At 74.1% G+C, this 6,969-nt stretch carries 6 protein-coding genes; 4 read left to right on the top strand and 2 right to left on the bottom strand.

The window, feature by feature from the left end:
• Positions 1-41: 41 nt before the first annotated feature.
• Together ACWGPF_RS06305 and ACWGPF_RS06300 are read right to left on the bottom strand one after the other, a co-directional pair.
• Positions 42-1,814, bottom strand: a complete 1,773-nt coding sequence (locus tag ACWGPF_RS06305; RefSeq protein WP_452332008.1) for an acetyl/propionyl/methylcrotonyl-CoA carboxylase subunit alpha — start codon at positions 1,812-1,814, stop codon at positions 42-44.
• 78 nt (positions 1,815-1,892) lie between these two features.
• Positions 1,893-2,546: a Maf family protein gene (locus ACWGPF_RS06300; RefSeq protein ID WP_452332007.1), complete on the bottom strand. Its 654-nt coding sequence runs from the start codon at positions 2,544-2,546 to the stop codon at positions 1,893-1,895.
• A 49-nt stretch (positions 2,547-2,595) separates the two neighbouring features.
• Between ACWGPF_RS06300 and ACWGPF_RS06295 the strand changes: the two genes are divergently transcribed.
• Genes ACWGPF_RS06295 through ACWGPF_RS06280 form a run of 4 tightly spaced genes read left to right on the top strand, consistent with a single transcriptional unit; the run spans position 2,596 to position 6,841 of the window.
• Positions 2,596-3,900, top strand: a complete 1,305-nt coding sequence (locus ACWGPF_RS06295; RefSeq protein ID WP_452332006.1) for a class I SAM-dependent RNA methyltransferase — start codon at positions 2,596-2,598, stop codon at positions 3,898-3,900.
• 30 nt (positions 3,901-3,930) lie between these two features.
• Positions 3,931-4,578, top strand: coding sequence for a response regulator transcription factor (locus ACWGPF_RS06290; RefSeq protein WP_452332005.1), 648 nt, complete (start codon positions 3,931-3,933; stop codon positions 4,576-4,578).
• Entirely contained in the window at positions 4,578-5,834 is a 1,257-nt protein-coding gene (locus ACWGPF_RS06285) for a sensor histidine kinase (RefSeq protein WP_452332004.1), read from the top strand. Before ACWGPF_RS06290 ends, ACWGPF_RS06285 begins: the two co-directional genes overlap by 1 nt.
• Positions 5,831-6,841: a hypothetical protein gene (locus ACWGPF_RS06280; RefSeq protein ID WP_452332003.1), complete on the top strand. Its 1,011-nt coding sequence runs from the start codon at positions 5,831-5,833 to the stop codon at positions 6,839-6,841. Before ACWGPF_RS06285 ends, ACWGPF_RS06280 begins: the two co-directional genes overlap by 4 nt.
• The last annotated feature ends 128 nt before the right edge of the window (positions 6,842-6,969 follow it).

Raw genomic sequence — 6,969 nt, 5'->3', positions numbered from 1 at the left:
GCCCCGGATCCCGGGACCGGCTCGCGGCGTCCGCACTCCCGCTAGGCGATGAGCAGCAGCTGGTGGCCGGCGGACACGGTCGCGCCGGGAGCGGCGTCGATAGAGCCGATCGTGCCGTCCTTGTGGGCGTGGATGGGCTGCTCCATCTTCATGGCCTCGAGCACGAGCACGAGGTCTCCCTTGACGACCTGCTGGCCGTCCTCGACGGCGACCTTCACGACCGTGGCCTGCATGGGGGAGGTCACCGCGTCGCCCGACGCGCCGGCCGCCGCGGAGCCGCCGCCGTGCGCGCGACGCGACGCGGGGACGGCCGCCGGCCGGCCCGCCGTTCCGCCGGGGGCGGCGACGACGCGATCGGGCAGGCTGACCTCGAGGCGCTTGCCGTTGACCTCGACGACGACCGAGTGCCGGCCCTCCGCGGTGCGGGGCGCGTCGAGCTCGCCGTCCCATGCGGGGATGTCGTTGACGAACTCCGTCTCGATCCAGCGCGTGAAGACGCCGAAGACGCCGTCCTCCGCCGTGAAGGCCGGGTCGCGGACGACCTTGCGGTGGAAGGGGAGCACGGTGGGCATCCCCGCCACCTCGAACTCGTCGAGGGCGCGGCGGGAGCGCTCGAGCGCCTCCTCGCGCGTGCGGCCCGTCACGATGATCTTCGCGAGCAGGGAGTCGAACGCGCCCGAGACCTCGTCGCCGGCCGTCACGCCGGAGTCGAGGCGGATGCCGGGCCCTCCGAACGTCTTGAAGACGTGGATGGGGCCGGGCTGCGGCAGGAACCCGCGGCCCGGGTCCTCGCCGTTGATGCGGAACTCGAAGGAGTGGCCCTGCGGGATCGGGTCGTCGTAGTCGATGACGCCGCCCGCCGCGATGCGGAACTGCTCGCGCACGAGGTCGATGCCCGTGACCTCCTCGGACACGGGGTGCTCGACCTGCAGGCGGGTGTTGACCTCGAGGAAGGAGATGGTGCCGTCGGCGCCGACGAGGAACTCGCACGTGCCGGCGCCCGTGTAGCCGACCTCGCGGAGGATGGCCTTCGACGCGGCGTAGAGGACGGCGTTCTGCTCGTCGCTGAGGAACGGCGCCGGCGCCTCCTCCACGAGCTTCTGGTGGCGGCGCTGCAGCGAGCAGTCGCGGGTCGAGATGACGACGACGTTGCCCTCGGCATCGGCGAGGCACTGGGTCTCGACGTGGCGGGGCTTGTCGAGATACTTCTCGACGAAGCACTCTCCGCGCCCGAAGGCCGCGATGGCCTCGCGCGTGGCCGACTCGAACATCTCGGGGACCTCGTCGATCGTGCGGGCGACCTTGAGGCCGCGTCCGCCGCCGCCGTAGGCCGCCTTGATCGCGATGGGGAGCCCGGCCTGCTCGGCGAAGGCGACGACCTCCTCGGCCGTGTCGACGGGGCCCGGGGTCCCGGGGGCGAGCGGTGCGCCCACCTTCTCGGCGACGTGCCGTGCCGTGACCTTGTCGCCCAGCGCCTCGATGGCCTCGGGAGACGGGCCGATCCAGATGAGGCCGGCCGCCTGGACGGCGCGCGCGAACTCGGCGTTCTCGGCGAGGAAGCCGTAGCCGGGGTGCACGGCATCGGCACCCGAACGGCGCGCGACGGAGAGGATCTTCTCGATCTGGAGGTAGGTGTCGGCGCTCGTGGAGCCCTCGAGCGCGTACGCCTCGTCGGCGAGGCGCGTGTGGAGGGCGTCGCGGTCCTGGTCGGCGTAGACGGCGACGGAGGAGATCCCCGAGTCGCGGGCTGCGCGGATGATGCGGACGGCGATCTCGCCGCGGTTCGCGATGAGCACCTTGGCGATAGCAGGCATGGGTTCCAGCGTAGTCAGGCCCTCACGGCCCCCGTTGATCGACCCTCACAAAGTGCACAGCTTTTCGTGTGCCGATGTCTACGAGCCTGTGCGGTTCCACAGGCTCGTCCACGACACCCCGAGCTCGCGCACGAGGCGCCGGATCGTCGACAGCGACATCCCGACGACGGTCGAGGGGTCGCCGTCGACGCGTTCGATGAACGCGCCGCCCAGGCTGTCGACCGTGAACGCACCCGCGACGAGGAGCGGCTCGCCGGTCGCGACGTACGCCGCGATCTCGTCGTCGTCCACATCGGCCGCGAACGACACCGACGCCTCCGCCACGCCGTGCGCCTCGACGGGGGCCGCTCCCGGCGCGACGCGGAAGACGCTGTGGCCCGAGTGCAGCACCCCTGTGCGCCCGCGCATGCCGTGCCAGCGCGCGGTCGCCGCATCCGGCGTGTAGGGCTTGCCGAGGATCTCGCCGTCGAGCTCGAACATGGAGTCGCCGCCGATGACGACGCCGTCGAAGCCGGGATGGAGCGCGCTCACGCGGGCCGCGACATCCGCGGCCTTTCGCCGAGCGAGCACGAGCACGTGCTCGTGAGGGGGGAGCGTGCGCTCCTCGGCGCGTTCGATGGCGGCGATCTCTGCCTCCTCGTCCACGTCGGGTGCGATGGCGATCGGCTCGATGCCGGCCTGACGCAGGAGCATCAGGCGGGCGGGGGAGGTGGAGGCGAGGCAGACCTGCATGGCTCCCACGCTAGGCGATGCGCCAGGCGCGGGATGGGACGATGGGGGCATGCAGCCAGGAGACGTCGTCGACCTCGAGGTGACCGGAATCGCGCACGGGGGCGTCTTCGTCGCCCGCCGGGAGGGCATGGTCGTCTTCGTGCCCGACGCCATCCCCGGCGAGACCGTGCGCGCCCGCGTGACGGAGCAGAAGAAGAGCTTCGCGCGTGCCGAGGCGCTCGAGGTGCTCGACGCCTCGCCTCATCGGCGCCCGCACGTCTGGGCGGAGGCCGACATCGCGCGGGACCCCCGCCACCGCGTCGGCGGCGCGGATCTCGGCCACATCGACCTCGCGCACCAGCGCGCGCTGAAGGAGCGCGTGCTGCGGGAGGCGTTCGAGCGCTTCGCGGGCGGCGCGGTCGAGGTGTCGGTCTCCGCCGCCGCAGCGGACGGCGCCGAGGAGACGCCGGACGGCACGCGCTGGCGCACGCGGATCGGCCTCCACGTCGACGCCGACGGGCGCATCGGCCCGTTCGCGGCGCGCAGCCACGAGGTCGTGGAGGTCGCGGGCCATCCGCTTGCGACCGAGGCCGTCGAGCGCGCGGCTCTCGCGCTGCGGGGCGAGAGGCCGGGGCGCGTCGATCTCGTGCACCCCTCGGACGGCGACGTGCGGATCGTGCGCCGTCCCGCGGAACGTCCGGGCGGCGCTGCGCGCGGTGCGCGTGGCGGTGCACGCGGGTCGCGCGGTCCGAGCCGCCCCGAGGCCGTCGTACAGCGCGTCGCGGGCCGCGCGTTCCGCGTCGAGACGGGCGGGTTCTGGCAGGTGCACAGGCTCGCGGCCGGCATGCTGCACGACGCCGTCTCGGGATCCGTGCGAGAGCTCCTCGCCGAGGGCCTCGTCGCGGAGGACGGGCTGCACCTCGACCTTTACGGGGGAGTCGGACTCCTCGCCGACGCCGTCGCCGCGGCCGTCGGCGACGGCACCCAGATCATCTCGGTGGAATCGGCCCCTCAGGCGACAGCGCACGCCGCCGAGAACCTCGCGCGGCTCGCCGGAGCGGAGGCCGTGACGGCGCGCGTGGAGCGGTGGGTCGCCTCGGCCGTCGTCGACGCCGACGACGATGAGCGCGCGGCGCTCGCGCGCGGCGCCGTCGTGCTCGACCCGCCGCGTGCGGGTGCCGGCCGCGACGTCGTGGACCGCGTCGCCGACCTCGGCCCCGCCGCCGTCGTCTACGTCGCGTGCGATCCCGTCGCGCTCGCCCGCGACGCGGGGCTGCTGCGCGCGCGGGGCTACGCGGTCGACGTCGTCTCGGGGCTCGACCTCTTCCCGAACTCGCACCATGTCGAGGCGGTCGCGGTGTTCCGACGCGGATGAGCCGCGACGCGCCCCGATAGGCTTCTCGGCATGACCCGCGTGGCCCTCATCGACGATCACGAGTCCGTGCGGCTGGGGCTCGAGGCCGCTCTCGGGCGAGACGGGCACGACGTCGTCTTCACGGCGCCCACCGTGGCGGGCTACCTCGCGTGGCGCGCCGAGACGGGAGCGGGTCCCGTCGACGTCGTCCTCCTCGACCTGACGCTCGGCGACGGCACCACCGTCACCGAGAACGTCGTCCGGCTCGCGCACGAGTCGTCCGTCATCATCCACTCCGTCGCCGACCGCCCGGTCGCCGTGCGGGAGGCGCTCGCCGCCGGCGCCGCCGGCGTCGTGAGCAAGTCCTCGCCGCTCGAGGAGGTCCTCGGCGCCGTGCGCACGGTCGCGAACGGCGAGCCCCTCAACAACGTGGAGTGGGCGAGCGCCGTGGAGGGCGACACCGAGTTCGCCGACGCGAACCTCGCCGCGCGTGAACGGGAGGTGCTCCGCCTGTACGCGGCGGGGCTGCCGCTCAAGGCCGTCGCCGACCGCCTCGGGGTCGCCTACTCCACGGCGAAGGAGAACATCACGCGCATCCGCGTGAAGTACACCGAGGTCGGGCGCCCCGCGCCGACGAAGGTCGATCTGCTGCGACGGGCCATCGAGGACGGCATCGTCGAGTCCCCTGCGGAGGGGTAGTGGACGGCGGACGGCGTCAGGACGGGCACGACGCGATCACCGCAGCCTGGTCGCAGCTGCCGCTCCGACGGCACGCCGTCGCCGACATCGGGCGCGGCTTCACGTCGACGCGCATGGAGCGCATCCTGCAGATCGCGGTGGGGCTCGCCTGCGCCGTGCTGGGCGCGCAGGCGTTCGGCACCGCGACGAGCTCCGATCTCGAGCCGCCGCTGCGCACGATCGTGACCATGTCGGTGTTCGCCCTGCTCGCCGTCATGATCGTGCTGTGCGTCGTGGGCCGCGGAGCACGCCACGCGGCCGCCGTGTTCGCGATCGCGTTCCCCGCGGCGCTCCTCGTCCTCTGGACGCTCCCCGCTCCCGCTTTCGAGCCGGAGGGCGGCTCGTGGGTGTTCTTCCTGCTCAACGCGGCGCCCGCGGCTGCCGCCCTCGTGTTCCCGCTGCCGTGGCAGATCGCGTGGACGGCGGGCGTGCCTCTCCTCTTCGCCGCCATGCGGCTCACGCGCCGCGGCTTCACGGCGGAGAACTGGCTCTCGTCGACCTACGACGTCTCGCTGGCGCTCATCGTGGGGACGATCGTCCTCGCGATCGTGTGGATGTTCCGGAGCCTCGCCTCGGGCGTCGACGAGGCGCGGGCCGCGGCGATCGCGGAGTACTCCGCCGCCGCCGCGGCCGAGGCGACGGAGCGGGAGCGCGTCGAGGTGGCGGCGCTCATGCACGACAGCGTGCTCGCGGCGCTCATCGCCGCAGGGCGGGCCGAGTCGCTGCGCGAGCGGCAGCTGGCCGTGTCGATGGCGCAGGAGGCGCTCACGCGCCTCGCGAACGCGGAGTCCGACGAGCCGGAGGGGAGCGACGAGCCCGTGACCTCCGGGTGGGTCCGCGGCGAGGTGCGCGCGCAGGCCCGTGCCCTCGGCGTCGAACTCGCCGTCGACGGGCCGGATCGCGTCATGCCGGGCATCCCGGGGCGCGTCGCGCGCGCCCTCGTCCTCGCCGCCACGCAGGCCGTGGCGAACGCCGTCGAGCACGCCGGCGGTGCCGGGCTGCGCGCGAGCATCCGCTCGTCGTCCGGACGTCTGCAGATCGTCGTCGCGGACACGGGAGGCGGGGTCGATCTCGCGGCGATCGCGCCCGACCGGCTCGGCATCCGCGCCTCGATCGTCGCGCGCGTTGCCGCGGTCGGCGGGCGTGCGCGGATCGACTCCGGTCCATCCGGCACCGTCGTCACGCTCGTCTGGCCGGCGGACGGGGACCGCGCATGAAGGTCCGGCAGCTGCTCACCGTGCTGGGGGCGGTGTTCTCCGGCTACCTCGCGCTGCGGGGGATCTTCCCGTCGGTGCCCGTCGAGCGCCCGGCGCTCCTCTGGGCGGGGATCGCGCTCTACGCCGGGGCGACCGCGCTCGTCCTCGCGGTGCCTCCGGCCCGCGTGGACGGCCGACGCGGCTCGCCGCTGCCGCATGCGGCAGCCGGAGCCGCCGTCGCCGTAGCCGCCGTGCTGCCGTGGATCGTCACGGCGAGCTCCGATGCGTCATCGCTGCTGCTCCCGCACGTCACCTGGTACGTGGGAGCGGTCGGCGCGCTCATGACCATCGTGATGGTCCGCCGCCGACCGCTGTGGGCGTGGGCGGGCATCGTCATCCTCGCGGTCGCCGCGACGATCCTTCTCGGCATCGAGCGGGCGCTCGCGTTCGGCCTCGTGGGCTCGGTCATCTGGGTCGGCGTCGGCCAGCTCCTGCAGTTCTTCACGGACCGCGCGTACGCCGACACCGTGAAGCTCGCCTCGCTGCAGCAGGCGTCCGCGGCGTGGCAGTCGACGCAGAGCGTGCGGCGGCGCGAGCGCCGGGAGCGCGTGCAGTACGCGCTCGCCGTCGCAGCCCCCGTGCTCACCCGCGTCATCTCGACGGGAGGCGCGCTGACAGAGGAGGAGCGGGCCTCCGCATGGATCGCGGAGGGGACGCTCCGCGACGAGCTGCGGGGGGCGCGCCTGCTCGACGACGAGGTGCGCGCGGCGATCGCCGTGCTCCGCGAGGCCGGGGCGGCCGTCACGCTGCTCGACGAGGGCGGCATCGACGACCTCGAGGACGAGGCGCTCGCGGCGGTGCGCGCGGAGCTCGCCGCCGTCCTGCGCTCGGCCGCCGCGCCGCGTCTCATCGTGCGGTCGTCGCCTCACCCGGCGATCGCCGTGACGGTCGTCGGCCGCGGTTCGGCGGTGGCGGGCCCGGCCGACGACGACGACGTCGCGCTGTGGCACGAGATCTCCCGTCCCTGACCCGCTCATCCGCGCCGGGGACGGCGCCGTCGGGGCACGGGAAAGGCCGGGGGTGATCTTTCACCCCCGGCCGGTGCGGACGGTTACCCGAAAACCGTCCGCGGTGGGCCGGCACTCCATCCACCTAC

This window comes from Microbacterium sp. NPDC055683 (genome assembly GCF_053617895.1).
The sequence above is the reverse complement of the archived record's forward strand: the minus strand, read 5'-3'. Positions and strand labels throughout refer to the sequence as shown.

Excerpts from the sequence above, each read along its gene's own strand:
- ACWGPF_RS06305 (WP_452332008.1), bottom strand. The coding sequence starts at position 1,814 with ATGCCTGCTATCGCCAAGGTGCTCATCGCGAACCGCGGCGAGATCGCC.
- ACWGPF_RS06300 (WP_452332007.1), bottom strand. The coding sequence starts at position 2,546 with ATGCAGGTCTGCCTCGCCTCCACCTCCCCCGCCCGCCTGATGCTCCTG.
- ACWGPF_RS06295 (WP_452332006.1), top strand. The coding sequence starts at position 2,596 with ATGCAGCCAGGAGACGTCGTCGACCTCGAGGTGACCGGAATCGCGCAC.
- ACWGPF_RS06290 (WP_452332005.1), top strand. The coding sequence starts at position 3,931 with ATGACCCGCGTGGCCCTCATCGACGATCACGAGTCCGTGCGGCTGGGG.
- ACWGPF_RS06280 (WP_452332003.1), top strand. The coding sequence starts at position 5,831 with ATGAAGGTCCGGCAGCTGCTCACCGTGCTGGGGGCGGTGTTCTCCGGC.